Below are 25,119 nucleotides of genomic sequence, written 5' to 3'. Positions count from 1 at the left end.
AAACACAGTTTTGAGGTTGCAGATAGAACTGACGAAGTCAGTAACATATACGTACGGCAAGGCAACGTTGACGCGGTTTGAAGAGATTCTCGAAGAGTTTCAAACATATGCAATTATTTCTGAAAGAGTACAGTTAGGAGAGGGTTATGCCGATTCGAATTGATAGAAAATTACCAGCTGTTGAGATTTTACGGACAGAGAATATCTTTGTCATGGATGATCAACGTGCGGCCCACCAAGATATCCGTCCTTTGAAGATTTTAATTTTAAATCTCATGCCACAGAAAATGGTCACAGAAACCCAGTTGTTGCGCCATTTGGCTAATACGCCCCTGCAATTGGATATTGATTTTCTCTATATGGAGAGCCATCGTTCTAAAACAACTCGTTCAGAGTACATGGAGACCTTTTATAAAACCTTTCCTGAAGTCAAGGATGAGTATTTTGATGGGATGATTATCACGGGTGCTCCAGTTGAGCATTTACCATTTGAGGAAGTGGACTATTGGGAGGAATTTAGCCAGGTGCTTGAGTGGTCCAAGACCCATGTCTATTCGACCCTTTATATCTGTTGGGGGGCTCAGGCTGGTCTTTATCTGCGTTATGGAGTGGAAAAATACCAGATGGACAGTAAGTTATCGGGTATTTATCCTCAGGACACTTTAAAAGAAGGGCACCTTCTTTTAAGAGGCTTTGACGATAGCTATGTTTCCCCTCATTCTCGGCACACGGAGATTTCTAAGGAAGAGGTCTTAAACAAAACCAATCTCGAGATTTTATCAGAGGGTTCTCAGGTTGGGGTTTCGATTTTGGCTAGTCGTGATTTGCGTGAAATTTATAGTTTTGGGCATTTGGAATATGACCGTGATACCTTGGCAAATGAATATTTCCGAGATCGTGATGCAGGTTTGGATCCTCATATTCCAGAAAATTACTTTAAGGATGATGATGTCAACCAGACACCTTGTCTTTGTTGGTCTTCATCAGCAGCCCTCTTTTTCAGTAACTGGGTGAATTATGCGGTCTATCAGGAGACGCCTTTTGACTGGAGAAAAATAGAAGATGATGCATCTACATTTGGGTATTTATAAGAGGAATTATGACATATTTAGACGCTTTTAAATCAGGGAACTTGGTTTTACCGAGTGCCCTTCTCTTGCATTTTAAGGAACTCTTTCCTTCCAGCGATGATTTTCTAGTCTGGCAATTTTTCTATTTGCAAAATACGACAGGCTTAGAAGAAATGTCGCCCAGCCAGATTGCTGAAAGGATTGGCAAGGAAATTTCGGAAGTCAATCAGGCTATTTCCAATCTGACGGAGAGGGGACTGCTTCAGTATCGAACGATCGAATTGAATGGCGAAATTGAATTGCTCTTTGATGCTAGTTTGGCTTTGGAACGTTTGGATGACTTGCTTGGAGCTATTGCTTCGAGTTCAGACCAGTTGATACCTCAAAATCAGCTTAAGGATTTGGTGGAAACCTTCCAGCAGGAGTTGGGACGCTTGTTGACGCCTTTTGAGATTGAGGATTTGATGAAGACACTAAAGGAAGATGGAACCAGTGCTGACTTGATTAAGGAAGCTCTTCGTGAAGCTGTTTTGAATGGAAAACCAAACTGGAAGTACATCCAGGCGATTTTGAGAAACTGGCGACATGAAGGTATCAAAAGTGTGGCTCAAATCGAGGCTAAGCGGGCAGAAAGAGAAGCAAGCAATCCTCAGTTGACACAGGTATCGGCAGATTTCAGAAATGCTATGGATCTCTGGAAGGATTAATCCATGTCAGCAGGCTTGAAATCCGAGTAAGATTTGCAAGCTGTGTCTAATTGTGATAAAATAAATAGAAAATAAATTGAAAAAAGAGGTATGTGAAATGTCACGTAAACCATTTATCGCTGGTAACTGGAAAATGAACAAAAATCCAGAAGAAGCTAAAGCATTCGTTGAAGCAGTTGCGTCAAAACTTCCTTCATCAGATCTTGTTGAAGCAGGTATCGCTGCTCCAGCTCTTGATTTGACAACAGTTCTTGCTGCGGCAAAAGGTTCAAACCTTAAAGTTGCTGCTCAAAACTGCTACTTTGAAAATGCAGGTGCCTTCACTGGTGAAACAAGCCCACAAGTTTTGAAAGAAATCGGTACTGACTACGTTGTTATCGGTCACTCAGAACGCCGTGACTACTTCCATGAAACTGACGAAGATATCAACAAAAAAGCAAAAGCAATCTTTGCAAACGGTATGCTTCCAATCATCTGTTGTGGTGAGTCACTTGAAACTTACGAAGCTGGTAAAGCTGCTGAATTTGTAGGTGCTCAAGTATCTGCTGCATTGGCTGGATTGACTGCTGAACAAGTTGCTGCATCAGTTATCGCTTACGAACCAATCTGGGCTATCGGTACTGGTAAATCAGCTTCACAAGACGACGCACAAAAAATGTGTAAAGTTGTTCGTGACGTTGTAGCTGCTGACTTTGGTCAAGAAGTTGCAGACAAAGTTCGTGTTCAATACGGTGGTTCTGTTAAACCTGAGAACGTTGCTTCATACATGGCTTGTCCAGACGTTGACGGTGCCCTTGTAGGTGGTGCGTCACTTGAAGCTGAAAGCTTCTTGGCTTTGCTTGACTTTGTAAAATAATCAGTAAGTAGCAAAAGCTAGGTGGAACAGCATTCAGATGTCTGTTCCATTTTTTATAGGAGAGGAAAGATTGAAAACAAAATTTGTATGTATAGGGCTAGCAAGCCTTTGCTTACTTGGCGTAAGAGTTTCAGGAATTGCGGCAGATGAAACAAGTGGAAGCACAGTTTCAGAAAAATCTAGTCTATCAACAGGAACTTCATCAACTAGTAGCAATGAACAGAGAAACAGTGTCTCTGCCCACTGGGATGGGGATTATTATGTAAAGGATGATGGTTCTAAAGCTCAAAGTGAATGGATTTTTGACAACTACTATAAGGCTTGGTTTTATATTAATTCAGATGGTCGTTACTCGCAGAATGAATGGCATGGAAATTACTACCTGAAATCAGGTGGATATATGGCCCAAAACGAGTGGATCTATGACAGTAATTATAAGAGTTGGTTTTATCTCAAGTCAGATGGGGCTTATGCTCATCAAGAATGGCAATTGATTGGAAATAAGTGGTACTACTTCAAGAAGTGGGGTTACATGGCTAAAAGCCAATGGCAAGGAAGTTATTTCTTGAATGGTCAAGGAGCTATGATGCAAAATGAATGGCTCTATGATCCAGCCTATTCTGCTTATTTTTATCTAAAATCTGATGGAACTTATGCTAACCAAGAGTGGCAAAAAGTGGGCGGCAAATGGTACTATTTCAAGAAGTGGGGCTATATGGCTCGGAATGAGTGGCAAGGCAACTACTATTTGACTGGAAGTGGTGCCATGGCGACTGACGAAGTGATTATGGATGGTGCTCGCTATATCTTTGCGGCCTCTGGTGAGCTCAAAGAAAAGAAAGATTTGAATGTCGGCTGGGTTCACAGAGATGGTAAACGCTATTTCTTTAATAATAGAGAAGAACAAGTGGGAACCGAACATGCTAAGAAAGTCATTGATATTAGTGAGCACAATTGTCGTATCAATGATTGGAAAAAGGTTATTGATGAGAACGAAGTGGATGGTGTCATTGTTCGTCTAGGTTATAGCGGTAAAGAAGACAAGGAATTGGCGCATAACATTAAGGAGTTAAACCGTCTGGGAATTCCTTATGGTGTCTATCTCTATACCTATGCTGAAAATGAGACCGATGCTGAGAGTGACGCTAAACAGACCATTGAACTTATAAAGAAATACAATATGAACCTGTCTTACCCTATCTATTATGATGTTGAGAATTGGGAATATGTAAATAAGAGCAAGAGAGCTCCAAGTGATACAGGCACTTGGGTTAAAATCATCAACAAGTACATGGAGACGATGAAGCAGGCGGGTTATCAAAATGTGTATGTCTATAGCTATCGTAGTTTATTACAGACGCGTTTAAAACACCCAGATATTTTAAAACATGTAAACTGGGTAGCAGCCTATACCAATGCTTTAGAATGGGAAAACCCTCATTATTCAGGAGAAAAAGGTTGGCAATATACCTCTTCTGAATACATGAAAGGAATCCAAGGGCGCGTAGATGTCAGCGTTTGGTATTAAGCGATGATTTGAAAGAGGGATGTGATAGTAGCACCCTCTTTTTCTTTGTTTTATGGCAGTTCATCCTCGAGTAAATTCAAGATCTCGCTAGGAAATAAATCTTATATGGTAGATTGAATATAGACCAGGACATTGCGGTTGCTAAAACATTTTTAGAAATTCATTTGTCTTTCCTAATCGACTTGGCTCCCTCTTATTTCAATCTATTATAGTCTTGGGGAATTTCTTCAAACCACGTCAGCGTGGTCAGTTCTACCTGCGACCTCAAAACTTGTACTTTGGTTAAGCTGGGTTTAGTTTCCTAGTTTGCTGATGGATTTCCATTGACTATAAGCATCCAGACCTCTTTTTCGTCTTCTAAAGAATTCTTAAATTATCAGTCTATTGCAACTTTTCTCATGTGGGTCATTTGGCTTGCTATTGTCTTTCCTTAGTAGTATACTAAGGTAGTAATCATTAAGAAGTGGTTACATAAAAATAATGAATGAGGTAAAAACAATGGTAGAATTGAAAAAAGAAGCAGCAAAAGATGTCGCAACATTAACAAAAGCAGCGCCAGTAGCATTGGCAAAAACAAAGGAAGTTTTGAATCAAGCAGTAGCAGATTTGTATGTAGCGCATATTGCTCTTCATCAAGTGCACTGGTACATGCGTGGACGCGGTTTTATGGTATGGCATCCAAAAATGGATGAGTACATGGATGATCTTGATGGTCATTTAGATGAAATCAGCGAACGATTGATTACACTCGGTGGTAAACCATACTCTACTTTGACAGAATTCCTTCAACACAGCGAAATCGAAGAAGAAGCTGGTGAATACCGTAATGTTGAAGAAAGCTTGGAACGTGTTCTAGCTATTTATCGCTACCTCATCACTCTTTTCCAAAAAGCGTTGGATGTGACTGACGAAGAAGGCGATGATGTTACAAACGATATTTTTGTTGGTGCTAAGGCTGAACTTGAGAAAACAGTTTGGATGCTTGCGGCAGAACTTGGACAAGCACCTGGTTTATAAGAAACAAGGCAACATAGATAAATCTGTAGGAAATTTCTTACAGATTTTTTCTATTTTGTAAGCTATTCCAAACCAGTCTTTTTTTGAGTTTTTTGATAGAATAGTACTATCAGTAAAAAGGATGGAAGCATGACTAAGAAAATCGTAGCTATTTGGGCCCAGGATGAAGAGGGTGTGATTGGTAAGGACAATCGTCTGCCTTGGCATTTGCCAGCAGAACTGCAACACTTCAAAGAAACAACTCTGAATCATGCTATCTTGATGGGACGGGTGACCTTTGATGGGATGGGGCGTCGCTTGCTTCCACAACGGGAGACCTTGATTTTGACGCGTAATCCGGAAGAAAAGATAGATGGGGTGGCTACTTTTCACGATGTCCAGTCTGTTCTGGACTGGTATCAGACTCAAGAAAAGAATCTCTACATTATCGGTGGGAAGCAGATTTTTCAGGCTTTTGAGTCCTATTTGGATGAAGTGATTGTCACTCAAATTCATGCTCAGGTGGAGGGAGATACCTATTTTCCTGAAGAGTTTGACTTGTCTCTTTTTGAGACAGTTTCAAGCAAATTTTACGCCAAAGATGAGAAAAATCCTTATGATTTTACCATCCAATACCGCAAGAGAAAGGAAGTCTAATGGAACGGAGTTTATTTGGTTTATTCACGGCTTTTCTGTGTTTCATCTGCCTTCTGGCAGGAGCACAGGCTTTTCGTAAAAAGCGTTACGGGCTTTCTATCCTCCTTTGGTTAAATGCCTTTACCAATCTGGTCAATAGTATTCATGCTTTTTACATGACCTTATTTTAGATAGAATGACAGTATAGAATGGAAGGAAATCATGTCTACAAATAGAAAAAATGATATGATGGTTTATTGCTCATTTTGTGGCAAAAACCAAGAAGAAGTACAAAAAATAATCGCTGGCAACAATGCTTTTATTTGTAATGAATGCGTGGAGCTAGCTCAAGAAATTATTCGAGAAGAATTGGTTGAGGAAGTCTTGGCAGACTTGTCTGAGGTGCCAAAACCAATTGAACTCCTCCATATCTTGAACCACTATGTAATCGGTCAAGATCGTGCCAAGCGTGCCTTGGCAGTGGCGGTTTACAACCACTACAAACGTATCAATTTCCACGATACGCGTGAGGAGTCAGAAGATGTGGATTTGCAGAAGTCAAACATTTTGATGATTGGCCCAACTGGTTCAGGGAAAACTTTCCTTGCCCAGACCTTGGCTAAGAGCTTGAATGTGCCTTTTGCGATTGCGGATGCGACAGCTCTGACTGAGGCTGGTTATGTGGGTGAGGACGTGGAAAATATTCTCCTTAAACTCTTGCAGGCTGCTGACTTTAATATCGAGCGTGCAGAGCGTGGGATTATCTACGTGGATGAAATTGACAAGATTGCCAAGAAGAGCGAGAACGTATCGATCACACGGGATGTTTCTGGTGAAGGGGTGCAACAAGCCCTTCTCAAGATTATCGAGGGAACTGTTGCTAGCGTGCCGCCTCAAGGTGGACGCAAACATCCGCAACAAGAAATGATTCAAGTGGATACTAAAAATATCCTCTTCATCGTGGGTGGTGCCTTTGATGGTATTGAAGAAATTGTCAAACAACGTCTGGGTGAAAAGGTTATCGGCTTTGGTCAAAATAATAAAGCAATTGATGAAAACAGCTCTTACATGCAAGAAATCATCGCAGAAGATATTCAAAAATTCGGTATTATTCCAGAGTTGATTGGACGCTTGCCTGTCTTTGCAGCCCTTGAGCAATTAACGATTGATGACTTGGTTCGTATCTTGAAAGAGCCAAGAAATGCCTTGGTCAAACAGTACCAAACCTTGTTATCTTATGACGACGTTGAGTTGGAATTTGATGACGAAGCCCTTCAAGAAATCGCCAATAAGGCTATCGAACGCAAAACTGGTGCGCGTGGTCTTCGCTCCATCATCGAAGAAACCATGCTAGATGTCATGTTTGAAGTACCGAGTCAGGAAAATGTGAAATTGGTTCGCATCACAAAAGAAGCTGTCGATGGAACGGATAAACCAATCCTAGAAACAGCTTAGAGGTGACTATGGAACTTAATACACACAATGCTGAAATCTTGCTCAGTGCGGCGAATAAGTCCCACTATCCGCAGGATGAACTGCCAGAGATTGCCCTAGCAGGGCGTTCAAATGTTGGCAAGTCTAGTTTTATCAACACCATGCTGAACCGTAAGAATCTGGCTCGTACGTCAGGGAAACCTGGGAAAACTCAGTTGCTCAATTTCTTTAATATCGACGACAAGATGCGCTTTGTGGATGTGCCTGGTTATGGCTATGCCCGTGTTTCTAAAAAGGAACGTGAAAAGTGGGGGCGCATGATTGAGGAGTATCTGACAACTCGGGAAAATCTCCGTGCGGTAGTCAGTTTAGTTGACCTTCGTCATGACCCGTCAGCAGATGATGTACAGATGTACGAATTTCTCAAGTATTATGAGATTCCGGTTATTATCGTTGCGACCAAGGCAGACAAGATTCCACGTGGTAAATGGAACAAGCATGAATCAGCAATTAAAAAGAAATTAAACTTTGATCCAAGTGACGACTTCATCCTCTTTTCATCTGTCAGCAAGGCAGGGATGGATGAGGCTTGGGATGCAATCTTAGAAAAATTGTGAGGAAAAGAAAATGGCAAAAACAATTCATACAGACAAAGCTCCAAAGGCTATCGGACCATATGTTCAAGGAAAAATCGTTGGCAATCTTTTGTTTGCTAGTGGTCAAGTTCCTCTCTCTCCTGAAACTGGGGAAATCGTTGGAGAAACGATCCAAGAACAGACAGAACAAGTCTTGAAAAACATCGGTGCTATTTTGGCAGAGGCAGGAACAGACTTTGACCATGTTGTCAAAACAACTTGCTTCTTGAGCGATATGAACGACTTTGTTCCTTTTAACGAGGTTTACCAAACGGCCTTTAAAGAGGAATTTCCGGCTCGTTCAGCTGTGGAGGTAGCTCGTCTTCCTCGTGATGTAAAAGTCGAAATCGAAGTCATCGCAGAGATTGGATAAGCTAGTTGAAGTTTGGTTCTGCCAAACTTCTTTTGATATAAGGAGAAAAAGATGACAAAGAAACAACTTCACTTGGTGATTGTGACAGGAATGAGTGGTGCAGGAAAAACAGTTGCTATTCAGTCCTTCGAAGATTTGGGTTATTTTACTATTGATAATATGCCGCCAGCCCTCTTGCCTAAGTTTTTGCAGTTGGTGGAAACAAAGGAAGACGACCATAAGTTGGCCTTGGTAGTGGATATGCGTAGCCGTTCTTTCTTCTCAGAGATTCAAGCTGTTTTGGATGAGCTGGAAAATAAGGAAGAACTGGACTTTAAAATTCTCTTTTTGGACGCAGCTGATAAGGAATTGGTCGCTCGTTACAAGGAAACCAGACGGAGTCACCCACTAGCAGCAGATGGACGGATTTTGGATGGAATCAAGCTGGAACGTGAGCTCTTGGCACCTTTGAAAAATATGAGTCAAAATGTGGTGGATACGACTGAACTCACTCCTCGTGAGCTGCGTAAAACCCTTGCAGAGCAATTTTCAGATCAAGAGCAAGCTCAGTCTTTCCGTATCGAAGTCATGTCTTTTGGCTTTAAATATGGAATCCCGATTGATGCGGACTTGGTCTTTGATGTTCGTTTCTTGCCAAATCCCTACTACCTTCCAGAACTGAGAAACCAAACAGGTGTGGATGAACCTGTCTATGACTATGTCATGAATCATCCTGAGTCAGAAGACTTCTATCAACATTTGTTGGCCTTGATTGAGCCGATTTTGCCAAGTTATCAAAAGGAAGGGAAGTCTGTTTTGACCATTGCCATGGGTTGTACAGGGGGACAACACCGTAGTGTGGCCTTTGCTAAACGCTTGGCGCAGGACTTATCCAAGAATTGGCCTGTTAATGAAGGGCATCGCGACAAAGACCGAAGAAAGGAAACGGTAAACCGTTCATGAGAAAACCAAAGATAACGGTGATTGGTGGAGGTACTGGGATCCCTGTCATTCTTAAAAGTCTGCGGGAAAAAGATGTAGAAATCGCTGCTATCGTAACGGTGGCAGATGATGGTGGTTCATCAGGTGAACTCCGAAAAAATATGCAGCAGTTGACACCGCCAGGTGATCTTCGTAATGTCCTTGTGGCCATGTCGGATATGCCTAAGTTTTATGAGAAGGTCTTTCAGTATCGTTTTTCTGAGGATGCCGGAGCCTTTGCTGGCCATCCATTGGGTAATCTCATTATTGCAGGTCTGTCAGAGATGCAGGGTTCGACCTATAATGCCATGCAGTTATTGAGCAAATTTTTCCATACAACAGGGAAGATTTATCCTTCCAGTGACCATCCTTTGACCCTGCATGCAGTCTTTCAGGATGGGACAGAAGTGGCTGGAGAGAGTCATATAGCGGACCATCCAGGCATGATTGACCATGTCTATGTAACCAATACCTTCAACGATGATACACCTCTGGCCAGCCGTCGAGTAGTCCAGACCATTCTTGAAAGTGACATGATTGTCCTCGGACCTGGTTCTCTCTTTACCTCTATTTTGCCCAATATCGTGATTAAGGAAATCGGGCAGGCGCTTTTGGAAACCAAGGCAGAAATCGCCTATGTCTGCAATATTATGACCCAACGTGGGGAGACAGAACACTTTACAGATAGTGATCACGTGGAAGTCTTGCATCGTCACCTTAGCCGACCTTTTATCGATACGGTCTTGGTGAATATCGAAAAAGTGCCTCAAGAATACATGAATTCCAATCGCTTTGATGAATACTTGGTCCAGGTGGAACATGATTTTGCTGGTCTTTGTAAGCAAGTTCCGCGCGTGATTTCATCCAACTTCCTTCGTCTGGAAAATGGCGGTGCCTTCCACGATGGAGATTTGATTGTGGATGAGTTGATGCGGATTATACAGGTGAGAAAATGAGTTTCACAGTAGCAGTAAAAGAAGAAATCCTAGGTCAACACCATCTGAGCCGGTATGAATTATCTGCCATTATCAAAATGTCTGGTAGCATCGGTCTCTCGACTTCGGGCTTGACTTTGTCAGTTGTGACAGAAAATGCCAAACTGGCCCGTCACCTCTATGAGTCCTTTCTCCATTTCTATGAAATCAAATCGGAAATTCGTCACCACCAACGGAGCAATCTTCGCAAGAATCGGGTCTATACCGTTTTTACAGATGAAAAGGTGCAGGATTTGTTAAGTGATTTGCACTTGGCAGACTCTTTCTTTGACCTGGAAACAGGTATTGATGAGGCGATTTTATCGGATGAGGAAGCAGGTCGTGCTTATCTTTGTGGTGCTTTCTTGGCAAATGGAAGTATTCGTGACCCTGAATCAGGTAAGTACCAGTTGGAAATCAGTTCTGTTTATCTGGACCACGCGCAAGGAATTGCCTCCCTTCTCCAACAGTTTTTACTGGATGCCAAGGTGCTTGAGCGCAAGAAGGGGGCTGTGACCTATCTCCAGCGAGCAGAAGACATTATGGACTTCTTGATAGTAATCGGAGCCATGCAGGCACGGGATGATTTTGAGCGGGTTAAGATTTTGCGAGAAACCCGTAACGACCTCAATCGGGCTAATAATGCCGAGACAGCTAATATCGCTCGGACAGTTTCTGCCAGCATGAAGACCATTAACAATATCAGTAAAATAAAAGATATTATGGGCTTAGAAAATCTGCCAGTGGATTTGCAGGAAGTAGCGCAGTTGCGGATTCAGCACCCAGACTACTCTATCCAGCAGTTAGCAGATAGCCTCAGCAATCCCCTTACAAAAAGTGGTGTCAATCACAGACTCAGAAAAATCAATAAGATAGCCGATGAATTATAACGATATAAAGCAACCCCTTGAATTATCAATGTCTTCAAGGGGTTTTGTTGTGTTGTGAAATAAAAAAGGGGCAACCAAGGGGCAGAATTAAAAAATAGTATCTAATTTATTGACCAGTTTATCCTCCATATCTTCAGTAGTATGAGAATAGATTTCCAAAGTCATTTTTGCATTTGAGTGCCCAACTCGATCCATTATTGATTTTATTGGGAGGCCAGACTCTGCTAAAAACGAAATATGAGAATGCCTAAAAATATGGCTAGATAAGTTTTTTTCTATTTTGGCCTGTTTTCCATATTTTTTTAATATCTGTATGAAGCAAGCTATTGTTGTAGGTTGATTCCATTTTTCAAAACAGAAAATATAATCATCGCTTGACAATGGCTGGAAACGTTCGCTAAGTCGTACTATTTGTCTTTGAATAGCTTCTATGACACTTTCTGATACTTTGATTGTCCGTATTGAATTTGTAGTCTTTGGTAGCGTTTTGATTTTGTTTACTGAATCAAAATTACCTGTGATCTCAATTTTGTTGTTTTCGAAGTCTATATTCTTCAGTTGTAAGGCAGTTAACTCACCATATCTCATACCAGTTAATGCCAGCACAAGAACCATATCAGCGTACTTTTGGTGATATTCTCGACGATTAAGGACATCGATAAGCGCTTTTATTTCTTGCATGGTGAGAAAGTTGTTACGCTTTTTTTCCAGTTCTTCTAAAGTCTTTGGTTTTTGAGGAATCGTAGTATAATCGACCTCGTTGTTTTCAATGTAAGAGTATTGAACAGCGTAATTAAAGATACCTCTGAGCCTATGCCGTACTTTTTTAGCTGTAATATATCCGTTGCTTTCAATAATTTTTTCAATAGCCTCTTGAAGAAAACGCCTGTCAAGATTAGCAAGTATGGTATCGGATGGTATGATTTCCTTCATCTTCTTATCAACTGATTTACAATTATGTTTTGTTGATTCCTTTACTGTTTGCGCCCATGATTTATAGAAAAGGTTATAGATTTCTTCAAATGTAATGCTTTCTACTTGTTTTGTGCTGAGTTTTTTATTTATCTTCTCTTGCAACAAGATAGCAGCTTGATTTCTTGCCTGGGGAGTTTTCTTCTCCATCGTGACTGAAACTTTTTTTAATTTCTCAGTATATGGATCTTTATATCGCTCAAAAAATTTGTATTTTCCGTTGGGAAGTTCTTCCATCCACATTGTATTTACCTCACTTTTTTGATAAAATGGGTATAGTAAAGAGGGCTTTTAATGCCTTTTACTATACTGGATATCCTCACACTCAGAGTCGCCAAACTTTGCGAGTGTGGGGATTTTTTTGAGTTGTTTCCAAAATGGAAACAGTTGGCAGCTCGTCAGATAATAAAATAAGGTGTACCTCTTAGAAGTACACCAGACGATTTTATCCTTGACGAACAAGGCTTTTTTACATTCTTAGTGTATTTCTTTTTTTAATTTCTGTCAAACGTCAACTTATTTTAACGACTTATGTTTACTAGAATATGAAAAGAAAAGTAGTCGTATCAAATACGGCTACCATCACGTTATGGATCTAAAATCCAAACCTAAACTTTATGGAGCTAAACTCCTGATAGCTGTATTGTAATATAATTTTCAAAAAATATCAATTTTGCACAATAGACCTATGGGATGAGGTTGCTATTGGCGAATATGGGGGTGTTTTTGTTTATTTCAAGTATTTATAACTCAAAAAGGGAAGTAACAATTAAGCTACTTCCCTGGAGCGCAAAGGCTCAAAGTTTAAAAATATGAGGGTAAACCTCTAAGTAACCTAATTATAGAGTAAACTTTTATAAATGTCAATTTTTTAAGTACAATTCTTTTAATTTTTCGTCAATTCTATCTAAAGTTTCGTCACTAACCTTGATTTTTCCGCAAGGATCCAGTTCGTTTATGTAAATAATTCTGTCTTTACTAATCGTTTTTATCTGATCACATTTTGCGTAGGAAATTTTATTAAATCGTTGATAATGGTTAACAAGATCTTTTAATTTTCTATTAGTGTTTTCCACTTTTTCCATCCCTGCACCGTTGTCATAGATTTCTTTAGCTGATTCTGAATTGTAAGCATCTCCGTATTGAATCAAAAATTCCTGATATATTTCTTCTGCACTCCCTAAATCAAAAGGAGTAATTTCTGTAAGTGCATAGTGAATGATCGAAAAATAATCAAAACCAATTTTGTCAAGAATAGGTAATAAGAATCTTTTGGATTTTTGCTGTATAACTTCGTCAATCATAACAGAAAACTTTTTTTCTTTTGAACTAATTGGAAGTACCGTCAGATTCCTTGATTTTGGAGAATCATTTTTATTTAGGACAACAGCCCAGTGTCTATTTGATAATTCAGAGCCAATATTGATTCCAAAATCTACAAAGATTAAAGAACCACGTTTCAGAACATTGTAACTCTTGCTAGTGTTTTGTGTTTCTGACAAGAATAGATTAGATTCTTTTTCTAGCCAATTAGGCAAAAATCGGAATTTATTATTATTTTTAAATGTTGAATGAACTTTCTCAAAGTTTTTTGAAGCCTTTAAAATCTGTTTATTTTGTATTGTCATTTATTCCCCTCTATACACCCCGATAACTGCATAGATCTTGATGTGTGTGTCTTCGGCTGGTGGGAAGTCTAGGGTGATGTCTTCGTACTTGTCATTGAGTGATACGAGGCGTAAGCGTCCGTTTTCGGTATAGATCTTTTTGAAGTAAGAACGGTCTCCGTATGCGATAACTGCTAGGTCTCCGTTGTAGGTGGTCAGTCCTTTGTCTACTAAATAGAGAATATCTCCGTCTTGGTAGTCAGGCTGCATGGAGTCTCCGCTGACCTTAGTCGCAATATCGTGATGTGGTGGTTGCTCGTCGACCTCTATAATCTCTCTGTCTGTATCGTCGTACCCAAATCCATAGTTAAATCCAGAAGCTGCTGCCGTTTCAGATACTACCTCAACTTGGTAGAAGCTGATAACTTCCGATACTTCGTTTTTCTTCGTTTCTTCTTCGTTTTTCTGCTCGTCCAGTTGCCTCTTTGCATAATTCAGGACTTTGCCCTGTCTAGGTGGTTCTAGTTCGTCGTAGATGGTTTGGATTGGGGAAGTGGCTTTATCAACATGACTTGAAAAATCTTCACCGAGTAGCAGGGATTTTTTGATACCAAAAATAGCAGACATCTGCTCTATATTATTCATTAGAGGCTGGTTTCTACCAACTTCCCACGCCGATATAGCAGTAGGAGCCACTGACAGTTTCTTAGCCAATTCCTTTTGAGTAAGTCCAGATAGTTTACGATAGTACTTTATATTTTGAGCCAATGAATCCATTCGCTAACTCCTTTCTTTCCTTTGTTTTATACCCCTATTGTACACTTAAAGTGTAAAAAAGTAAAATTTTTTTAACAAAAAGGCAAAAAACACTTGCAACTACACTTGAAGTGTAGTATAATATAATCAAGCTTAAGGAAATAACAAAACAAACCGGAGGAAAACACCATGAACACATTAAACGAGAAAGCAATCAACATCTTTAAAGCAGTAGCTAAGGAAACTTTAATCCAAGGTACTTACGAGGAAAACTTCCTCTACAGCCAACTTGAAACATTCTGTACTAACTGCCGTCAATTCGCTTTTGGATGGACAGAGTTAGCAGAAGAGATTGAACGTCAAGAGCATTACCTTCTTGATGCTGGTTTCACTCAAGAGGAAATCGATGACATTCGTTTTGATGCAGCATTTGCAGGAATGTTTGATAAGCTAAATGTAGCCTGATTGGTATCACCAAGGTTCGAATCCTTGGCAGGTTGTTGCTCCAAGAGCAAAATAAAACAGGAGGTAAGGCGAATGATGGAACACATCATAAAAAGCCTAGCAACCAAGGACACCACAACCGTCATCTTGGTACTAGGCTTAGTAAACGAAGCTCGTCTTTGGCATAAGCAGTACTTAGCTTACAAGCTCAAAGACAAAGAGCTTAAGAAAAAGTAGAGAAAGGGGCAGAAGCCCCAACCTCTACTAGATAGTGTACCATCATTTGCCGTGAAAAGCAATGGATGAAAATGTTGGATTGATAATCCTAGCAGGATTTGTGATTGTATCTTTTACTATTCGTAAGATAGTGGAATACCGATATGATAAAAAAGATAAGGAGTAGGGAATGGAAAGTGTTGAAATTGTTGAATTGATAAAAATTACATTTAAACGAGGGAAAGGGACAGAAGATGACCCGGTTAGAGTTGTAACTCAGTATTGGGACAAAGAAAATGTATTAATCTTTGAGAAAGATTAATTATCTCTTCTTTCGATAGAATTTCGGTAGGAATCAGGTAATAGGTTATATATGTCTAGAATTTTTTTAGGTTGTGTGATTCGATTATCTACAATCAAGTTGATAAAACTTAACAATGATAAAGCTAACTCTTTGTTATCTTTTATGTCTATTTGACCTGGATGTACAGCATTATTCCCTATTACTCTAACACTGTCTAGCATTTGTTGGATTTCTATTGGCATTCCTTTAGAGACAAGACTTCCAATTTGGGTATTTAAATCTTTACCTTGTGCGTTTAAATGAGCAACAAGCTTTTCAATAGCTAGACGGGATAGAGCTGCAGAAGCTCTAGGCGATATATTTAGAACTTCTCCAGCTTCAATATAGATTTCTTTCACATCATCAGGCATATCATTATTAGGTTTAGGTACTCCTTCGGCAACATTTGGGAAAATTAATGTCGACGTTGCATCGCTTGTGTTTAATACTATCCTGGAGCCATACGTTATTTGGATTTCATTTGTTATCCAAATAGAAAATTGATTACAAGCCTGACATTGTGCAATTATAATAAATTTGATAGATTCTTTGTAATCTCTATTGATATCAATAGGATTATAAGTCCATAAATGGGAAGAGAAACCTGAACATACAGGGCATTGAAATGCTTTTGAATTGCCTGCGAAGCGACTGCCTAGGCTTAATTTAGAAAGATCAAATGACATATTTTTTCTCCAATCGTTTTATTTTGATTATACCACATTTGAAAGGGGGTGAGAAAATGAGACCAAGACGATATCCGTATAGTGGGAAAAGAAAAAAGCCTATCGGACAATCGATAGACTTAGTAGCGAGACTTTTTAGACTTGAATCGCAAGTCATTAGTTTAGCTAATCATGAAATGTTTAAAATGCCATCTTCACGTTCTTCAACTGTATAACCAGCACTTATGCATTCTGCAATAATTTCGTCTTTAGGGATAGCATAAAGTGCAGGGTCTACGCAACAAACTTTGAACGATGGATCACTTAGAATATCCTGAATAAAACGATCTAAATCATCCCAGTTGTAGTTAGGATAATTCTTTTGAGGTCTAGGTTGTAAACGAGACATATAATTTTCTCCTTTCTATTGGAATTTTGACTAAAACGTGAGAGGTCTTAGTCAAGATATATTATAACCCAAACGTATTTGGTTGTCAACATATTGTATAAGAAAGGATTTAGTGTGCTTGAAAAGCACAACATATGGTGTTTTTTGATGTGGGATAAAATTGAAAAACAATTAAAAATAAAAGGCTGGTCGATGTATCGTTTAGCTAAGGAATCGGGTGTCCATCCATCTAATTTTTCAAATCTGAAGGCTGGTAGGATGAAAGAGATGTCGTGGACGAATATGTGCAAAATCGCTGATGCACTGGAAGTCAGCTTAGACGAATTAAGATAAGGGGGTGAGTGCGTGCAAAAAATTAGCTTAAAAATGGCGAGAATAAAAACAGGAATGACTCAAGAGGAAATCGCTAAAAAATTAGGAATCTCTAGAAATACATACATGGATTATGAAAGATATGATACACCTATGAGAATAACTACAGCTATAGATTTCTGTCGTATAGTTGATATTCCACTGGATGAAATTTTTTTCGAGAAAAACTACACTTCAAGTGTATAGTTTCTGGGGATTTTTATAAATAGGAGGTGATTTAGTTGAATGGTGATACAAAAAGACGACATCGAAGATTTCCTTGACTTCATAAAAATACCAGTTGTTTTGATTAAAGACAAAGCGTTTTCAGAATTAAGTATGGAAGCAAAAGTTTTGTATTCAATTATGAAAGATAGGCTTAAATTGTCTTTGAAGAATAACTGGATTGATGAAAAAGGAGTATATATTCATTTATCGATTGAAGAGCTACAAAAAGATTATTTTGTTCAGTTATCAAAACCTACAATCATCAAGAGAAAAAAGGAATTAGTTGATTTTGACTTGATTGAATTAAAAAAGCAATTTAACAAAAGCGACAAGATTTATGTAAATAGGTTATCTAGTTACATAAGTAAAAATTCTTTACCTACGGAAGTAAAAAACTTTGACCACATAAGTAAAAATTCTTTACCTACGGAAGTAAAAAACTTTGATTCTAATCAGAGTTACATTAATCAGAGTTACATAAACAGAATTACTGAACCAGATGGTGCTGGTGCTAATAATCTATATAGTATAGAGGACGCACCCGAAAATGACTTGGGGATTGTTCACGATTGGATTTTTTCAGAGTTTGGCAGATACCCAACACCGTTTGAGATTGAGGATTTGAAATACTTCTTGCAAGACCATAGTAAAGAGGTTATCAAGTTAGCAATCAAGGAATGTGTGGGCAATGGTAAACCTTACTTTAAGTATCTTGAGAGTATTTTGAGAGACTGGAAACAGAAAGGTCTAGTGACTGCTGAGTTGGTAGAGAATAGACAGAGACCGAAGCGGTCAAGTGGGAAGCCAAGCAGTGAGTTAAGATTGTCAGACGACGGTTACAACCCACGACTGGGATTCTAGGAGGGTGCTATGCGAGCAGTATCAAGAGATGAATTGCAGGGTAGATTTTTACAGATTGAAACCTTGAATACCCAATGCCCCAAGCATGAGGGAGTCTATATGTGGCGCTCAGTCAACCCTTGCACGCAGAATGTGCTGACTTATTGCCCTGAATGCGGACAGGAGAAAATCCACAGTCAAGCAGGAGAGCAACTGGCGCAAGCTGAGGCTCAAATTAGAAATACAAGGTCTTACTCTTTGTTTGCTAAGGAGAGTATTATTCCGCCTGATTTGAAGAATGCGACTATCGGCAGCTTTGAGATTCACACAGACCAAGATGCTGAGGCGGTCAATTTCGCTAAACGTGTGACGGTTGACTATGTGAAAGAGCGATATGAAGGGAATACGATTATCAGCGGTCCGCCTGGAGTTGGGAAGAGCCATCTAGCAATTGGAATTGCTAAGACACTGAACGAGAGTTTCCAGAAGTTCCAGTTGAAGCGCTCGGTGGTCTATATTCCCTCCATGGAACTATTCTCACGGATGAAAGACGCTTTTAGATACAAGGATTCCAAGTGGGAAGAAAGACGGACTATCCAGTTCTTGCAGAAAGTGGACTACTTGATTTTGGACGATCTTGGCAAAGAGTCAAGTGTAGGCGATGAAATCAAGCAGGGGAACAACTGGATGCAAAAAGTCCTGTATCAGATACTTGAAAACAGGACGAACACGATTATTACAACCAACTACGGGGGCAATCACTTGGAGAAACTTTACGAGAAAAGCCTCGTAGATAGAATAACGAAAGGAAACATGAAGACCAATGCGTTCAAATTTAGCAATGACACAGAGTCTAGACGCACCTTGTCAGCAAGTGACTATTAAAGAGCGTCAGCAGATTATTGAACAGTTTGAAGAAAAACATTACGGATTGTCTAGCTTGCTGAAAGAGCGGTTGTTGATTACAAGCGACTACCAATTTACAAGAAAGATGAACGAACTACGAGCCTTTGCCAGAAATGGCGGGATTTATACGAGTTAGGAGGTGAGGAAATGAGACCAAGACGATATCCGTATAGTGGGAAAAGAAAAAAGCCTATCAATTTTCAGATAGACTTAGAAAAATTCAAGCGTCTTAGCTATGAAGCCATTCATGATACTTCTCAAGTAACTCAATAGGAGGAAGGAATAAAATGATTCACCATTATATAACTCACTATGCCAGCAATGGGAAAGATTACGCCGAAGCATGGATTCAAATTGATTTTTTGGGAATGTGCTTTTGTGTATGGAAAAAGCGTACAACCATTGAACGATTGTACGCAAACGAAGATTAGACTTTTTTCCAACCGTTGCCTTTAGCAGATGTCGGAGGGAGCCGATCACCTTTTCCGATAGTTGCGGTATGACCATTAGTAACTTTTCCGCCACGAGGTCCTACCTCTACATAGCGACCAGGTTTCTGATTATCTGTTCCAGGTTTTATTGGAGTATTTGCCATACTATCTCCTCCTTTCTATTGGAATTTTGACTAAAACGGTGAGAGGTCCTAGTCAAGAGTATTATAGCAATTTAGGAGGATATTACATCAGTCTTGAGGCTGATATAGGAGGTTGAATGGAAGATAAAATTATCGAACTTGCTGATTACTTCATCAGCGAGAACACAACGTACAGAGAAGCTAAAATAGCGTGTGAGAAGCTATTTAGACAAGTCAGCCATGAGATAGAACTCAGGGCGATGGAAAGTAGGACAGTATGAAAGAAGCAGTAAAGGAATTTCTAAAATTCAGGAGCCGATTTACAAAAATAGAATGGTTTGAAATTAACCAAGCTATCGAAGCTCGTTTAAATCAAAAAGCCGACCAGTTGAAACTGGACGACTTAGATTTAGAAATCATTTCTAGCAGACTAGAAAAAGTTATCTAGAAACGATTTGAATGAACATTGGATGGATACGATAGTCAGCGCCACGATAGTGAATGTAGATATAATCCTGATGGTACATCGAGTTTGCTTCAGGTTTAGAAATTGGTGAGTAGAGTTCTGCATTTTCTTCCCACCAAATGTAAGGACTAGCCATATTTGGTCCCATTACACAATCGTCGTCGGCTGATAGGTTCACCCAATTTCCGCAAAGACATGCGTGAATTTCAGTCATAATATTACCTCCTTTCTGGTTTCATTATAGCAGAAAAGGAGATAGCAAAAAAGCACCTGACGGCAATCAGGCGCATGACAAAATTATTCAAGAAAATTATACCACGAAAGGAGCAAAAATGGAAACAGTTCAAATCGTGAGAATTAAAGACGTGATCATCGAGAAGATTTCTGCAAACGATGAAGAACTAGAGCACATCTTTGGATGTTCAAAACGACAAGCGGGAGATATGAGGCGAGAGATGAAAAAATTACCTAGTCAACAAAAATACCTTAGAAACGATGGTCAGCTTGTCACAATCAAAGGTTTTGATGCTTATCTGCAATATCGAGGCAGTCAATCATGGAAGAAAGAAATGACTAAAACCGTTAAGATGACACGATAGCAGAATAATAACTACTAACTTTACAACAAACTACTACTAATCTAAATAAAAGAAAGGGATAACTGAGTTATCCACAGGAGAAAAACAATGATTAACAAAGACCAAATTATCAAAGCGCAACAGGAAAAAATTGAACGCATTGAACAGTTACAAAAAAAGCTACATAAATTATCTACGCTTGGATTGCTAACTACAAAACTTTTGGGGCTACCTAATGAGTTAGAAAAGCCGTTGAAAGTAACCCACGACATCTCACATGTCATCAAGGATGTATTGGATGGCATGAGCCCAAGTGAGGCGATTAAGCAGAATATGGCAGAAGAAGATGATGAAGAGGAAGAATAATGTTTGAACCACCATTAGTTAGCCAGCTTTTAGGAACTGGTGCAGTGATTTTAGGATTTATCGGTGCAGGGCTTCTAGCTCATCAGATGGATAAGCAGGAAGAGGAGAAAATCCGCCAGAAGGAAGAAGAAAGACGAGAAGAGCAAGAATTTGCGTCTATGATTATCCAAGGTTACAACCAAGCATACGAACGTGGTAGAGAGGCACAGCGACAAGAAATCCGCAAGAATATCCGCAGAGAGTTCAAAGGCTTCACCTACGACAACGAACCGCCTCAAGGATTGCGCCCTGAGCCTCTAGCCTTGCCAGAACCACGAAGATCACGCTATGAAAAGTATTTGGGGTAGAGCAAAGGAGACGCTAATGACTAGAATTGAACTTGAAAACCGTGTATGGCTTTTGGCCAATCATGAAGAAAAAAAACGAATTGCTGGATCTTGGGCTAACATCAAAGGCTAGATATGTGAAACGAGTGCTGGAACTTGGAAAGGTGTATGCTCATGTTTGATTACGACAGAGATATAATGCAACCGCCTGAAGAACGTGAGGAACTTGACCCAAGCCAGTACATCTATGTTGGCTGTGGGCAGTATCGATACGTGGGGGATGAAGTATGATTCAGGAGCTACACGAAGAAATCGATAATTGGCGAGCTGAATATATTCATCTTGGCCGAGAGCTCGGGGAAATCATCAACGAGCAACAAAATATTATTTTGAAATTGCAAAACGAAAATAGACACTTAAAACGTGAAAATTGGAATTTGAAGAAGACGAAAGGTAGAAAGAAATGGCAAGTTTAACTTTCCCAGAGTTGCAACAAAAAATGCAATTAGAAAAAAAGAAATCAAAAGATGTAAAGTACGCATTTAGAAATGCCGAGGACATCTATACAACTTTCAAAGAGCTAAAAAGCGATTGGTCTGTAATCGTAACTGATGAACTCGTTGAGCTTGTTGGAAAAATCTTTGTAAAAGCAACAGCCGTAGCTTTTAATGACGAGAGAGACGAGAGGTACCAATCAACAGCGTACGCTGAAATGAGTCCAGTTCCAGTATTTAATACCCAAAAAGGACAGATTAAACAAATGCAAGATCCGCAATGGACAGGCGCAGTCAGCTCATACGCTCGAAAATATGCCTTACAGGGGTTGTTTGCGATTGGTGAAAAAGATATTGATGAGTATCCAGTAGAAGAAAGCCAAGAACAAGGGCAGAATAATCAGCAACAGAAACCAAACAACCAGCAAGCTCAAGAACAAAATCAAGTAAGGTACATTGACAACATTCAGTATCAAGAAATCATCAAGAACGTTGAAGAAATTGCGACGATTAAGGGAGCGCCATTTGATACAGTTGCAAATTTTGTATTGAGAAAGTATCAAATAGACGATTTCCACAAAGTGCCAGTTGATGGCTATAACATAGTGATAGACTATCTCACTAAACAAATTCAAAAAGCATACGAAAAACAAGGAGTATAAGACATGGTAAAAGATGTAACTAATAGCTTGACAGAAATTAAGGTAGATTTCCAACCAGCAGTAATCAATGTTGATTATGATAGCGTTGAGAAACAACTTGCAGCAATCGTTGCACAGTACACGGATTATGAGGTGACGGCATCCACTTATAAGATTGATTATGATGAGCGTACACGCCTTAATAAATTAAAAGAGGCGTTGGAAACTCGGCGTAAGGAAATCAAAAATAACATCAATAATCCATACAAGGAATTTGAGAAGTGGTATAAGAAAACAGTTGAGCCATTGGATAATGTTATCTCAAACATCACAGCAGGACTTAATGTGATTGATGAACATGAACGATTGATGCGCGTGGATGTCGTGCGTGCCATATTTGAGGATAAGTGTATGGTTGCAGGGATTGAAAAATCCACATTCGCTGACAAATACGATGAGTACAGCCTCAAGAAATATTTTAAAACAGGTAAGTACGAACTGAAAAAGACAACACTTGATGAAATGGATGCCTTAGTGCTTTCAGAATTTGATGCCCTGGAAGAATATAAGGCCAACAAGCAAGCTATCCAAGAGCAAGCTCAAGAGTACGATTTGCCAGCTGATAGCTATATCAGACATCTTGAAGATGGTAAGAGCCTTGTTGGTGTTTTCAAGATGATGAAAACTGATCGTGATGCTGAGATTGCACGCAAAGAGCAGAAAGAGGCTCAAGAAAAAGCAGAAGCTGAACGACTTGCAGAGATTGAACAATTGGCCAAAGAAAATGCAAATGCGCATATCAAGGCTTACGATGCTGAAACAGGCGAGATTTTGGAGCAGGGTATAATTACACCAGAACCTCAAAATAATGCGCGAGAGGTGGCAAAATTTGAACCTAGCGAGCCTTTAACAATTGACTTGCGTTTGACATTGCATGGTGGTTTAGAACAGTGGGAAAATACACAAGAATATTTTGAGGATAACTTTATCGGTTTTGAATCTTTGGAGGATTAAGTAGAATAAGGAGTCAGACCTATGAGATGTTTTTATGTCAGCGGTAAAATTGCAGATCTTGATTTGGGGTCAGAAATCAATGCAGAAAATTCATTTATGGCCGCTATTGAGTTTGTGAAACGATATACCAGCTTATTAAAGTTTGGTTCAAATGAAATCAAGGTATCAGAAGTAGAGGAGGTGCAAAATGATAAATAACGTTGTTTTAGTAGGGCGGCTTACAAGAGATGCCGATCTAAAATATACGCAATCCAATATTGCGGTTGCTACGTTTACTCTTGCTGTAAATCGTCCATTTAAGAACGAGGCTGGAGATCGTGATGCTGATTTTATCAATTGCGTTATCTGGAGACAGTCAGCTGAAAATCTTGCTAATTGGGCTAAAAAAGGCTCATTGATTGGTATCACAGGAGTAATTCAAACACACAGCTATGATAACCAGCAAGGTCAGCGTATTTATGTCACAGAGGTTGTTGCTAGTAATTTCCAATTGCTAGAAAGTCGTAATAGTCAGCAAAATAATCAAGGTTATCAACAACAGGGTCACAGCAACCAGGGCAGTTCTTTCCAAAATGGAAATAGTTACGGGCAACAAGGTAGTTTTTTTGAGGGGAACACAACAAATCCAGTTCCTGATTTCACCCGAGACAATAATCCATTGGATATCAGTGATGATGATTTGCCATTTTAATGTTTGATAGATTGGAAAAATATGACTGAATTAGTAAAAGTAGATGTGCAGTGTCCATTTTGTGGGGAATGTTACCACAGAATGGTTAAGATTAAACCTTCATCAATTCGTTGTAGAGCGTACAGTAAATTCCTGCATTTGAAATGGACAGGTAACACACCAACAAGCACGAATAAAGCAGGCTTTGGGAGATTAGCGTATGATCCGTATAACAACAATGAGGAGATTATGGAATTGAATGAGGTGTTCGCAAAGACATGAAAGAACGATTGATTTTGAAATTTGAGTTGAACAGGAAGCAGATGATTAACTCAAATGATAGACCGCACTTTCATCAAAAGGCTAAAACAACTAAGTTCTTACGGCAGTTAGCCGAATACGAGGGCAAGAATGTACTGAGAGATTACTTTGGCTTACCTTACAGCGAGGACAAACCTTGCAAGGTTAAGGTTCGGATATATCCTCCGACAAATCGGAAGTATGACCCACCGAACTGGTCGCCCACAAGCAAGGCTTTGTTTGATGGTTTGACGGACGCTAAGATTTGGATAGATGATAATTACAACGTGATAGTATCGACTGAGTTCATGCACGGTGGCAAGTCCGGAAATAAGAATTATAGGATTGAGCTGGAGATTTACGAATATCACGAGATATTGCAGAGGATAGTTGATGGGATTTGATAGGAGGATAGAAATATGATTGGAGTAACCTATCAGGAAATTCATCTCTTTGTTGAGTTTTTGAAAAAGCAGTATGGGCAAGGGCGTCCAGACTATATTGAAGCCCTGAACGACTTAGACGGTATGGCGGAAGTCTCCTATAGAGAAGCTATTGAAAGATTTTTAGACGATGAAGTACGATAAACAGGTAGTAATCGAAGGACTGAAACGTACAATTGAGCAAAATGAAGAGAAGATAATCGAGTATTCGAAACCGTGCGATGCACGCAAGAGACGGATTAGAGCGCTGGAGCGCTATTCGTTGAGGAAAAAGAATAAAGAATTGAGACGGAAAGTGGAGGAGTTGGAAGATGAAAGTACAGCGATTAATTGAGAAGTATAAAAAACTTGAGGGTGTATGGAATACTGAAGGAGCAGAACTAGCTCGTCAAATTTTTCTGCAAGACTTGGAACAACTAGATAAACCGCAACCAGTCAAAGTTCCGCAGTT

41 protein-coding genes are annotated in these 25,119 nt (G+C 39.5%); 34 read left to right on the top strand and 7 right to left on the bottom strand.

Features of this window, described 5'->3' with window-relative positions:
- Window positions 1–146 precede the first annotated feature (146 nt).
- From metA to whiA, 13 genes are all read left to right on the top strand, one after another.
- Entirely contained in the window at window positions 147–1,091 is a 945-nt protein-coding gene (gene metA, locus HT715_RS08525; RefSeq protein WP_023937474.1) for a homoserine O-succinyltransferase, read from the top strand.
- Between the two features lie 8 nt (window positions 1,092–1,099).
- Window positions 1,100–1,777: a DnaD domain-containing protein gene (locus HT715_RS08520; RefSeq protein WP_138706753.1), complete on the top strand. Its 678-nt coding sequence runs from the start codon at window positions 1,100–1,102 to the stop codon at window positions 1,775–1,777.
- A 97-nt stretch (window positions 1,778–1,874) separates the two neighbouring features.
- Window positions 1,875–2,633 (top strand): triose-phosphate isomerase, encoded by a 759-nt coding sequence (gene tpiA / locus HT715_RS08515; RefSeq protein WP_000087893.1) that lies wholly within the window; start codon window positions 1,875–1,877, stop codon window positions 2,631–2,633.
- A gap of 37 nt (window positions 2,634–2,670) precedes the next feature.
- Window positions 2,671–4,161, top strand: a complete 1,491-nt coding sequence (gene lytC, locus HT715_RS08510) for a choline binding-anchored murein hydrolase LytC (protein ID WP_172922909.1) — start codon at window positions 2,671–2,673, stop codon at window positions 4,159–4,161.
- 498 nt (window positions 4,162–4,659) lie between these two features.
- Window positions 4,660–5,178 carry a Dps family protein gene (locus HT715_RS08505; protein WP_171043136.1) on the top strand — a complete coding sequence of 173 codons (519 nt, stop codon included), beginning with the start codon at window positions 4,660–4,662 and terminating at the stop codon, window positions 5,176–5,178.
- A gap of 129 nt (window positions 5,179–5,307) precedes the next feature.
- Window positions 5,308–5,814: a dihydrofolate reductase gene (locus tag HT715_RS08500; protein WP_000162463.1), complete on the top strand. Its 507-nt coding sequence runs from the start codon at window positions 5,308–5,310 to the stop codon at window positions 5,812–5,814.
- Complete coding sequence (locus tag HT715_RS08495; protein ID WP_000442276.1) at window positions 5,814–5,984, top strand: hypothetical protein; 171 nt, start codon at window positions 5,814–5,816, stop codon at window positions 5,982–5,984. Before HT715_RS08500 ends, HT715_RS08495 begins: the two co-directional genes overlap by 1 nt.
- A gap of 31 nt (window positions 5,985–6,015) precedes the next feature.
- Window positions 6,016–7,248: an ATP-dependent Clp protease ATP-binding subunit ClpX gene (gene clpX / locus HT715_RS08490; RefSeq protein ID WP_000106340.1), complete on the top strand. Its 1,233-nt coding sequence runs from the start codon at window positions 6,016–6,018 to the stop codon at window positions 7,246–7,248.
- An 8-nt stretch (window positions 7,249–7,256) separates the two neighbouring features.
- On the top strand, window positions 7,257–7,844 hold the full coding sequence (yihA, locus tag HT715_RS08485) for a ribosome biogenesis GTP-binding protein YihA/YsxC (protein WP_000422605.1): 588 nt from the start codon (window positions 7,257–7,259) through the stop codon (window positions 7,842–7,844).
- A gap of 10 nt (window positions 7,845–7,854) precedes the next feature.
- A complete protein-coding gene (locus HT715_RS08480; protein WP_001140420.1) occupies window positions 7,855–8,235 on the top strand; it encodes a RidA family protein in 381 nt (126 codons plus the stop codon).
- Window positions 8,236–8,286: 51 nt separating this feature from the next.
- Complete coding sequence (gene rapZ, locus HT715_RS08475) at window positions 8,287–9,177, top strand: RNase adapter RapZ (RefSeq protein ID WP_000163055.1); 891 nt, start codon at window positions 8,287–8,289, stop codon at window positions 9,175–9,177.
- Window positions 9,174–10,151: a YvcK family protein gene (locus tag HT715_RS08470; RefSeq protein WP_001231073.1), complete on the top strand. Its 978-nt coding sequence runs from the start codon at window positions 9,174–9,176 to the stop codon at window positions 10,149–10,151. Before rapZ ends, HT715_RS08470 begins: the two co-directional genes overlap by 4 nt.
- Window positions 10,148–11,059 (top strand): DNA-binding protein WhiA, encoded by a 912-nt coding sequence (gene whiA, locus HT715_RS08465; protein WP_000011298.1) that lies wholly within the window; start codon window positions 10,148–10,150, stop codon window positions 11,057–11,059. The genes HT715_RS08470 and whiA overlap by 4 nt, the downstream gene beginning before the upstream one ends.
- Before the next feature lie 87 nt (window positions 11,060–11,146).
- Here the strand turns inward: whiA and HT715_RS08460 are convergent, their stop codons facing one another.
- The 3 genes from HT715_RS08460 to HT715_RS08450 form a co-directional block, all read right to left on the bottom strand.
- Window positions 11,147–12,274: a site-specific integrase gene (locus HT715_RS08460; protein WP_000266843.1), complete on the bottom strand. Its 1,128-nt coding sequence runs from the start codon at window positions 12,272–12,274 to the stop codon at window positions 11,147–11,149.
- Window positions 12,275–12,894: 620 nt separating this feature from the next.
- Window positions 12,895–13,659 carry a type II toxin-antitoxin system PemK/MazF family toxin gene (locus HT715_RS08455; RefSeq protein WP_000155204.1) on the bottom strand — a complete coding sequence of 255 codons (765 nt, stop codon included), beginning with the start codon at window positions 13,657–13,659 and terminating at the stop codon, window positions 12,895–12,897.
- Window positions 13,660–14,415 carry a S24 family peptidase gene (locus tag HT715_RS08450; RefSeq protein ID WP_138707140.1) on the bottom strand — a complete coding sequence of 252 codons (756 nt, stop codon included), beginning with the start codon at window positions 14,413–14,415 and terminating at the stop codon, window positions 13,660–13,662. It abuts the gene before it with no gap.
- Window positions 14,416–14,583: 168 nt separating this feature from the next.
- Between HT715_RS08450 and HT715_RS08445 the strand changes: the two genes are divergently transcribed.
- From HT715_RS08445 to HT715_RS12300, 3 genes are all read left to right on the top strand, one after another.
- Window positions 14,584–14,859, top strand: coding sequence for a hypothetical protein (locus tag HT715_RS08445; RefSeq protein ID WP_023937601.1), 276 nt, complete (start codon window positions 14,584–14,586; stop codon window positions 14,857–14,859).
- 72 nt (window positions 14,860–14,931) lie between these two features.
- Entirely contained in the window at window positions 14,932–15,075 is a 144-nt protein-coding gene (locus HT715_RS08440) for a hypothetical protein (RefSeq protein WP_000969964.1), read from the top strand.
- Between the two features lie 169 nt (window positions 15,076–15,244).
- Entirely contained in the window at window positions 15,245–15,376 is a 132-nt protein-coding gene (locus HT715_RS12300) for a hypothetical protein (RefSeq protein WP_000446473.1), read from the top strand.
- Here HT715_RS12300 and HT715_RS08435 read toward each other — a convergent pair.
- Window positions 15,373–16,083, bottom strand: coding sequence for a DUF4145 domain-containing protein (locus tag HT715_RS08435; protein ID WP_000006951.1), 711 nt, complete (start codon window positions 16,081–16,083; stop codon window positions 15,373–15,375). The two genes, HT715_RS12300 and HT715_RS08435, sit on opposite strands and share 4 nt — an antisense overlap.
- A gap of 169 nt (window positions 16,084–16,252) precedes the next feature.
- Window positions 16,253–16,471 (bottom strand): hypothetical protein, encoded by a 219-nt coding sequence (locus tag HT715_RS08430; RefSeq protein ID WP_000088810.1) that lies wholly within the window; start codon window positions 16,469–16,471, stop codon window positions 16,253–16,255.
- Between the two features lie 147 nt (window positions 16,472–16,618).
- Between HT715_RS08430 and HT715_RS08425 the strand changes: the two genes are divergently transcribed.
- The 5 genes from HT715_RS08425 to HT715_RS08405 are packed head-to-tail and all read left to right on the top strand — an operon-like array spanning window position 16,619 to window position 18,932.
- A complete protein-coding gene (locus HT715_RS08425) occupies window positions 16,619–16,804 on the top strand; it encodes a helix-turn-helix transcriptional regulator (RefSeq protein ID WP_000263488.1) in 186 nt (61 codons plus the stop codon).
- A 12-nt stretch (window positions 16,805–16,816) separates the two neighbouring features.
- Complete coding sequence (locus tag HT715_RS08420) at window positions 16,817–17,029, top strand: helix-turn-helix transcriptional regulator (protein WP_001169630.1); 213 nt, start codon at window positions 16,817–16,819, stop codon at window positions 17,027–17,029.
- A 39-nt stretch (window positions 17,030–17,068) separates the two neighbouring features.
- Entirely contained in the window at window positions 17,069–17,911 is an 843-nt protein-coding gene (locus HT715_RS08415; protein WP_172922908.1) for a replication initiator protein A, read from the top strand.
- A gap of 9 nt (window positions 17,912–17,920) precedes the next feature.
- Window positions 17,921–18,775 (top strand): ATP-binding protein, encoded by an 855-nt coding sequence (locus HT715_RS08410; RefSeq protein ID WP_001203053.1) that lies wholly within the window; start codon window positions 17,921–17,923, stop codon window positions 18,773–18,775.
- Window positions 18,765–18,932 carry a hypothetical protein gene (locus HT715_RS08405; RefSeq protein WP_000152772.1) on the top strand — a complete coding sequence of 56 codons (168 nt, stop codon included), beginning with the start codon at window positions 18,765–18,767 and terminating at the stop codon, window positions 18,930–18,932. Before HT715_RS08410 ends, HT715_RS08405 begins: the two co-directional genes overlap by 11 nt.
- A gap of 291 nt (window positions 18,933–19,223) precedes the next feature.
- Here HT715_RS08405 and HT715_RS08400 read toward each other — a convergent pair whose 3' ends face one another.
- Entirely contained in the window at window positions 19,224–19,391 is a 168-nt protein-coding gene (locus HT715_RS08400) for a YjzC family protein (RefSeq protein ID WP_000024181.1), read from the bottom strand.
- A 116-nt stretch (window positions 19,392–19,507) separates the two neighbouring features.
- Between HT715_RS08400 and HT715_RS08395 the strand changes: the two genes are divergently transcribed.
- Window positions 19,508–19,651 (top strand): hypothetical protein, encoded by a 144-nt coding sequence (locus tag HT715_RS08395; RefSeq protein WP_000389579.1) that lies wholly within the window; start codon window positions 19,508–19,510, stop codon window positions 19,649–19,651.
- A complete protein-coding gene (locus HT715_RS08390) occupies window positions 19,648–19,818 on the top strand; it encodes a hypothetical protein (RefSeq protein WP_000656630.1) in 171 nt (56 codons plus the stop codon). The genes HT715_RS08395 and HT715_RS08390 overlap by 4 nt, the downstream gene beginning before the upstream one ends.
- Here the strand turns inward: HT715_RS08390 and HT715_RS08385 are convergent.
- Window positions 19,811–19,972: a hypothetical protein gene (locus HT715_RS08385; RefSeq protein ID WP_237701456.1), complete on the bottom strand. Its 162-nt coding sequence runs from the start codon at window positions 19,970–19,972 to the stop codon at window positions 19,811–19,813. The genes HT715_RS08390 and HT715_RS08385 overlap by 8 nt on opposite strands.
- A gap of 196 nt (window positions 19,973–20,168) precedes the next feature.
- On the opposite strand from HT715_RS08385, the gene HT715_RS08380 reads away from it, so the two are divergent.
- The 11 genes from HT715_RS08380 (at window position 20,169) to HT715_RS08330 (ending at window position 25,002) form a co-directional block, all read left to right on the top strand.
- On the top strand, window positions 20,169–20,435 hold the full coding sequence (locus tag HT715_RS08380; RefSeq protein ID WP_138699567.1) for a hypothetical protein: 267 nt from the start codon (window positions 20,169–20,171) through the stop codon (window positions 20,433–20,435).
- 87 nt (window positions 20,436–20,522) lie between these two features.
- A complete protein-coding gene (locus HT715_RS08375) occupies window positions 20,523–20,780 on the top strand; it encodes a hypothetical protein (RefSeq protein ID WP_000608473.1) in 258 nt (85 codons plus the stop codon).
- Window positions 20,780–21,127 carry a hypothetical protein gene (locus tag HT715_RS08370; protein WP_000462836.1) on the top strand — a complete coding sequence of 116 codons (348 nt, stop codon included), beginning with the start codon at window positions 20,780–20,782 and terminating at the stop codon, window positions 21,125–21,127. Before HT715_RS08375 ends, HT715_RS08370 begins: the two co-directional genes overlap by 1 nt.
- 266 nt (window positions 21,128–21,393) lie before the next feature.
- Window positions 21,394–21,582 (top strand): hypothetical protein, encoded by a 189-nt coding sequence (locus tag HT715_RS08365; protein WP_138706934.1) that lies wholly within the window; start codon window positions 21,394–21,396, stop codon window positions 21,580–21,582.
- Window positions 21,570–22,262 (top strand): ERF family protein, encoded by a 693-nt coding sequence (locus HT715_RS08360; protein WP_138706935.1) that lies wholly within the window; start codon window positions 21,570–21,572, stop codon window positions 22,260–22,262. Before HT715_RS08365 ends, HT715_RS08360 begins: the two co-directional genes overlap by 13 nt.
- Window positions 22,263–22,265: 3 nt before the next feature.
- Complete coding sequence (locus HT715_RS08355; protein ID WP_000237814.1) at window positions 22,266–23,255, top strand: DUF1351 domain-containing protein; 990 nt, start codon at window positions 22,266–22,268, stop codon at window positions 23,253–23,255.
- A 21-nt stretch (window positions 23,256–23,276) separates the two neighbouring features.
- A complete protein-coding gene (locus tag HT715_RS08350) occupies window positions 23,277–23,453 on the top strand; it encodes a hypothetical protein (protein ID WP_001203351.1) in 177 nt (58 codons plus the stop codon).
- The gene (gene ssb, locus HT715_RS08345; protein WP_138707142.1) at window positions 23,443–23,946 is read left to right on the top strand and encodes a single-stranded DNA-binding protein; all 504 of its coding nucleotides are present in this window, start codon (window positions 23,443–23,445) and stop codon (window positions 23,944–23,946) included. Before HT715_RS08350 ends, ssb begins: the two co-directional genes overlap by 11 nt.
- A 257-nt stretch (window positions 23,947–24,203) precedes the next feature.
- The gene (locus HT715_RS08340; protein WP_138707143.1) at window positions 24,204–24,629 is read left to right on the top strand and encodes a hypothetical protein; all 426 of its coding nucleotides are present in this window, start codon (window positions 24,204–24,206) and stop codon (window positions 24,627–24,629) included.
- 15 nt (window positions 24,630–24,644) lie between these two features.
- Window positions 24,645–24,812 carry a hypothetical protein gene (locus HT715_RS08335; protein WP_138707144.1) on the top strand — a complete coding sequence of 56 codons (168 nt, stop codon included), beginning with the start codon at window positions 24,645–24,647 and terminating at the stop codon, window positions 24,810–24,812.
- Window positions 24,799–25,002 carry a hypothetical protein gene (locus HT715_RS08330; protein ID WP_119941745.1) on the top strand — a complete coding sequence of 68 codons (204 nt, stop codon included), beginning with the start codon at window positions 24,799–24,801 and terminating at the stop codon, window positions 25,000–25,002. Before HT715_RS08335 ends, HT715_RS08330 begins: the two co-directional genes overlap by 14 nt.
- Window positions 25,003–25,119 lie beyond the last annotated feature (117 nt).

This window comes from Streptococcus sp. 4155 (assembly GCF_013276695.1).
Lineage (GTDB): Bacteria > Bacillota > Bacilli > Lactobacillales > Streptococcaceae > Streptococcus > Streptococcus pseudopneumoniae.
Note: the sequence above shows the minus strand (reverse complement) of the source record. Positions and strands in the feature narration are given on the sequence as shown.

Excerpts from the sequence above, each read along its gene's own strand:
- HT715_RS08520 (WP_138706753.1), top strand. The coding sequence starts at position 1,100 with ATGACATATTTAGACGCTTTTAAATCAGGGAACTTGGTTTTACCGAGT.
- HT715_RS08355 (WP_000237814.1), top strand. The coding sequence starts at position 22,266 with ATGGTAAAAGATGTAACTAATAGCTTGACAGAAATTAAGGTAGATTTC.
- HT715_RS08425 (WP_000263488.1), top strand. The coding sequence starts at position 16,619 with ATGTGGGATAAAATTGAAAAACAATTAAAAATAAAAGGCTGGTCGATG.
- HT715_RS08330 (WP_119941745.1), top strand. The coding sequence starts at position 24,799 with ATGAAGTACGATAAACAGGTAGTAATCGAAGGACTGAAACGTACAATT.
- HT715_RS08410 (WP_001203053.1), top strand. The coding sequence starts at position 17,921 with ATGCGAGCAGTATCAAGAGATGAATTGCAGGGTAGATTTTTACAGATT.
- HT715_RS08455 (WP_000155204.1), bottom strand. The coding sequence starts at position 13,659 with ATGACAATACAAAATAAACAGATTTTAAAGGCTTCAAAAAACTTTGAG.
- HT715_RS08350 (WP_001203351.1), top strand. The coding sequence starts at position 23,277 with ATGAGATGTTTTTATGTCAGCGGTAAAATTGCAGATCTTGATTTGGGG.
- HT715_RS08460 (WP_000266843.1), bottom strand. The coding sequence starts at position 12,274 with ATGTGGATGGAAGAACTTCCCAACGGAAAATACAAATTTTTTGAGCGA.
- lytC (WP_172922909.1), top strand. The coding sequence starts at position 2,671 with ATGTCTGTTCCATTTTTTATAGGAGAGGAAAGATTGAAAACAAAATTT.
- HT715_RS08380 (WP_138699567.1), top strand. The coding sequence starts at position 20,169 with ATGGAAACAGTTCAAATCGTGAGAATTAAAGACGTGATCATCGAGAAG.
- HT715_RS08470 (WP_001231073.1), top strand. The coding sequence starts at position 9,174 with ATGAGAAAACCAAAGATAACGGTGATTGGTGGAGGTACTGGGATCCCT.
- HT715_RS08400 (WP_000024181.1), bottom strand. The coding sequence starts at position 19,391 with ATGGCAAATACTCCAATAAAACCTGGAACAGATAATCAGAAACCTGGT.
- HT715_RS08335 (WP_138707144.1), top strand. The coding sequence starts at position 24,645 with ATGATTGGAGTAACCTATCAGGAAATTCATCTCTTTGTTGAGTTTTTG.
- HT715_RS08415 (WP_172922908.1), top strand. The coding sequence starts at position 17,069 with ATGGTGATACAAAAAGACGACATCGAAGATTTCCTTGACTTCATAAAA.
- HT715_RS08385 (WP_237701456.1), bottom strand. The coding sequence starts at position 19,972 with ATGGCTAGTCCTTACATTTGGTGGGAAGAAAATGCAGAACTCTACTCA.
- HT715_RS08375 (WP_000608473.1), top strand. The coding sequence starts at position 20,523 with ATGATTAACAAAGACCAAATTATCAAAGCGCAACAGGAAAAAATTGAA.
- ssb (WP_138707142.1), top strand. The coding sequence starts at position 23,443 with ATGATAAATAACGTTGTTTTAGTAGGGCGGCTTACAAGAGATGCCGAT.
- clpX (WP_000106340.1), top strand. The coding sequence starts at position 6,016 with ATGTCTACAAATAGAAAAAATGATATGATGGTTTATTGCTCATTTTGT.
- metA (WP_023937474.1), top strand. The coding sequence starts at position 147 with ATGCCGATTCGAATTGATAGAAAATTACCAGCTGTTGAGATTTTACGG.
- HT715_RS08430 (WP_000088810.1), bottom strand. The coding sequence starts at position 16,471 with ATGTCTCGTTTACAACCTAGACCTCAAAAGAATTATCCTAACTACAAC.
- HT715_RS08505 (WP_171043136.1), top strand. The coding sequence starts at position 4,660 with ATGGTAGAATTGAAAAAAGAAGCAGCAAAAGATGTCGCAACATTAACA.
- whiA (WP_000011298.1), top strand. The coding sequence starts at position 10,148 with ATGAGTTTCACAGTAGCAGTAAAAGAAGAAATCCTAGGTCAACACCAT.
- tpiA (WP_000087893.1), top strand. The coding sequence starts at position 1,875 with ATGTCACGTAAACCATTTATCGCTGGTAACTGGAAAATGAACAAAAAT.
- yihA (WP_000422605.1), top strand. The coding sequence starts at position 7,257 with ATGGAACTTAATACACACAATGCTGAAATCTTGCTCAGTGCGGCGAAT.
- HT715_RS08390 (WP_000656630.1), top strand. The coding sequence starts at position 19,648 with ATGAAAGAAGCAGTAAAGGAATTTCTAAAATTCAGGAGCCGATTTACA.
- rapZ (WP_000163055.1), top strand. The coding sequence starts at position 8,287 with ATGACAAAGAAACAACTTCACTTGGTGATTGTGACAGGAATGAGTGGT.
- HT715_RS08450 (WP_138707140.1), bottom strand. The coding sequence starts at position 14,415 with ATGGATTCATTGGCTCAAAATATAAAGTACTATCGTAAACTATCTGGA.
- HT715_RS08445 (WP_023937601.1), top strand. The coding sequence starts at position 14,584 with ATGAACACATTAAACGAGAAAGCAATCAACATCTTTAAAGCAGTAGCT.
- HT715_RS08495 (WP_000442276.1), top strand. The coding sequence starts at position 5,814 with ATGGAACGGAGTTTATTTGGTTTATTCACGGCTTTTCTGTGTTTCATC.
- HT715_RS08395 (WP_000389579.1), top strand. The coding sequence starts at position 19,508 with ATGGAAGATAAAATTATCGAACTTGCTGATTACTTCATCAGCGAGAAC.
- HT715_RS08440 (WP_000969964.1), top strand. The coding sequence starts at position 14,932 with ATGATGGAACACATCATAAAAAGCCTAGCAACCAAGGACACCACAACC.
- HT715_RS08365 (WP_138706934.1), top strand. The coding sequence starts at position 21,394 with ATGATTCAGGAGCTACACGAAGAAATCGATAATTGGCGAGCTGAATAT.
- HT715_RS08370 (WP_000462836.1), top strand. The coding sequence starts at position 20,780 with ATGTTTGAACCACCATTAGTTAGCCAGCTTTTAGGAACTGGTGCAGTG.
- HT715_RS08360 (WP_138706935.1), top strand. The coding sequence starts at position 21,570 with ATGGCAAGTTTAACTTTCCCAGAGTTGCAACAAAAAATGCAATTAGAA.
- HT715_RS08435 (WP_000006951.1), bottom strand. The coding sequence starts at position 16,083 with ATGTCATTTGATCTTTCTAAATTAAGCCTAGGCAGTCGCTTCGCAGGC.
- HT715_RS08500 (WP_000162463.1), top strand. The coding sequence starts at position 5,308 with ATGACTAAGAAAATCGTAGCTATTTGGGCCCAGGATGAAGAGGGTGTG.
- HT715_RS08480 (WP_001140420.1), top strand. The coding sequence starts at position 7,855 with ATGGCAAAAACAATTCATACAGACAAAGCTCCAAAGGCTATCGGACCA.
- HT715_RS12300 (WP_000446473.1), top strand. The coding sequence starts at position 15,245 with ATGGAAAGTGTTGAAATTGTTGAATTGATAAAAATTACATTTAAACGA.
- HT715_RS08340 (WP_138707143.1), top strand. The coding sequence starts at position 24,204 with ATGAAAGAACGATTGATTTTGAAATTTGAGTTGAACAGGAAGCAGATG.